Below are 2655 nucleotides of genomic sequence, written 5' to 3'. Positions count from 1 at the left end.
ACATTGTGCGCGGTGATTAACAGGTGGTTTTTATTTGCATTTATTTGCAAAAACTGATTGCAAGTCTACGCCTAAGCCGATAAGTTACTTAAACGCTAGACAGAAAATGACCACAGCCCTTGATGCTGCTCGCTTTGTGAACAATGTTGCAATGAGTTCAGTTGGTAAAAATGGGGTCGGAAATAAAACCAGGAAGTAGAAGTAATGTTTCAAACTGATGATGTAAGAATAAATAGAGTAAAAGAGTTATTGCCACCTGTTGCAGTATTAGAGAAGTTCCCAGCGACTGAAACCGCTTCTTCGACCACTTTTGATTGCCGTAACGCCATTCACAATATTCTTGAAGGAAAAGACGATCGATTACTCGTGATCGTTGGCCCGTGTTCTATTCACGATCCGGCTGCCGCGGTTGAGTACGGTAAAAAGCTAAAAGTACTACGTGATGAACTGGGCGAGCAGCTTGAGGTTGTTATGCGAGTTTATTTTGAAAAGCCGCGTACAACCGTTGGTTGGAAAGGCCTTATCAATGACCCTTACTTAAATGACACCTATAAGCTAAATGATGGTCTACGTATCGGACGTAAACTTCTTCTTGATCTAACCGATATGGGCTTGCCAACGGCAAGTGAATTCTTAGATATGATCACACCTCAGTACGTGGCGGATTTGATCAGTTGGGGCGCTATCGGTGCTCGTACGACAGAATCTCAGGTTCACCGCGAGCTAGCTTCTGGTCTTTCTTGTCCTGTAGGTTTCAAAAACGGTACAGACGGGAATATTAAAATAGCGAGCGACGCGATTCGTTCTGCAAGCGCTTCCCATCACTTCCTTTCAGTAACAAAATACGGTCATTCCGCGATCGTAGAAACCGCTGGTAATCCAGACTGCCATATTATTCTACGTGGCGGTAAAGAACCAAACTACAGTGCAGCACATGTAGCTCAAATTAAAGATGAGCTGGACACCGCAGGTCTGCCGAAAAAAGTGATGATTGATTTTAGCCATGCTAACAGCTCGAAGCAGTTCAAGCGTCAAATGCTGGTGTCTGATGATGTATCCGAGCAAATCTCTGGTGGCGAAGAAGCCATTTTTGGAGTGATGATCGAGTCTCATTTAGTTGAAGGTCGCCAAGACTTAGTGGATGGTAAAGCAGCCACTTATGGTCAGTCGATTACTGATGCATGTATTGGTTGGGAAGATACGGAAACGGTACTTCGTCAGCTTTCTGATGCAGTAAAAGCGCGCCGCAACAAGTAAGCTCAACAGAAAAACTTTTTAAAAGCGAAAAGTGAATAGTGAAGAGCCAGAGGTACTATGCCTCTGGCTCTTTTTGTTGAGAATTACTCTCATATCTTTCTATTGCTTCTGCTTTCCTATATGTTATCTGTATACGTTGTAACCAAAAGGAATTTGGAATTGAATCGTAATGTATGGCTTCTATCCCTCTGCCAAGCCTTATTAATGACAGGGAATATTTTACTCATATCTGTTATTGCCCTTATTGGCAAAACACTTGCGCCGTCATCAAGTTTTATCACATTACCAGTTGCACTGCAGTTTTTGGGACTGATGGCCGCGACAATTCCTGCGTCGCTAATTATGGGCAAGTTAGGGCGTCGCCTTGGTTTTAGCCTTGGTAATGTCATTGGCATTTTGGGTGCTAGTCTAGCGACGTATGCATTAAGTCAACAAAACTTCTATCTGTTCTGCATGTCTACGTTTTTGCTTGGTGTTGGTATAGGTTTCGGTACTCTATACAGGTTTGCTGCCATTGAAGTGTGTGAAGAGTCGGCAAGGCATAGGGCGATTTCGATATCTATGGCGGGTGGGGTGTTAGCGGCGATCCTTGGACCTAATTTGGCGGTGTACTCACAGCAGTGGTCAGGTGATGGCTTATACATTAGTGCATTTGCTGTGCTTGTCGTGCTTTATATAACCGCGTTGGTTGTGCTACAAACCATTCGTTTTCCACCTGCACACACGCAGGCGCTACACGCTAAGGCGGATAAGCTGAGACTGATTATTCGTCGACCTAATTTCATGCTGGCCGTTATCGCGGCAATGGTTGCGTACGCGGTGATGAACATTTTAATGACAGCAACTCCTTTAGCGATGATTGGTTGTGGCTTTGATTTTGATAAAGCGGCGGGAGTGATCGAATGGCACGTGTTGGGTATGTTTGCACCTGCGTTTGTCACGGGCCGTCTGATAGAGCGGTTTGGCGCTAAGAATATGATTTTGGCGGGTGGATTGCTATTTGTTGCTTGTATTGGAATTAATATACATGGAGTGTCTATCTGGCATTTTAGTCTTGCTTTAATCCTGTTAGGAATAGGGTGGAACTTTATGTTTATCGCAGCAACCGGGCTGTTTAGTCAAAGCTATGAAGCGAAAAACAGAAGCAAGGCTCAAGCGTTTAATGAATTCTTCGTGTTCAGTTGTGTCACCGTCACCGCATTACTATCTGGTTGGCTTGAGTCTACCGTAGGTTGGCAGAATCTTAATCTGTATGTTCTTCCATTTGTGTTACTCGTTATCGCGATGTTTGCGTTAAAAACGAATAAAAAGCCAGAATCACAAACCGCTTAATTAAGTCTTAATATATAACCCGGCCTATCGTGTCGGGTTTGTTTATTAGCTCAAATCAACAATCTC

The 2655-nt window shown here is 43.8% G+C and carries 2 protein-coding genes; both read left to right on the top strand.

The features are described from left to right. Positions 1-204 precede the first annotated feature (204 nt). The gene (gene aroG / locus CAG68_RS02130; RefSeq protein WP_005389030.1) at positions 205-1257 is read left to right on the top strand and encodes a 3-deoxy-7-phosphoheptulonate synthase AroG; all 1053 of its coding nucleotides are present in this window, start codon (positions 205-207) and stop codon (positions 1255-1257) included. A gap of 159 nt (positions 1258-1416) precedes the next feature. Next, positions 1417-2589 carry an MFS transporter gene (locus CAG68_RS02125; protein WP_053304523.1) on the top strand — a complete coding sequence of 391 codons (1173 nt, stop codon included), beginning with the start codon at positions 1417-1419 and terminating at the stop codon, positions 2587-2589. Positions 2590-2655 lie beyond the last annotated feature (66 nt).

The sequence above is a fragment of the Vibrio sp. V42_P2S4T144 genome (assembly GCF_009904715.1).
Lineage (GTDB): Bacteria > Pseudomonadota > Gammaproteobacteria > Enterobacterales > Vibrionaceae > Vibrio > Vibrio alginolyticus.
This window is presented reverse-complemented; position numbering and strand designations above follow the sequence as displayed.

Coding starts and splice junctions, on each gene's coding strand:
- aroG (WP_005389030.1), top strand. CDS start 205: ATGTTTCAAACTGATGATGTAAGAATAAATAGAGTAAAAGAGTTATTG.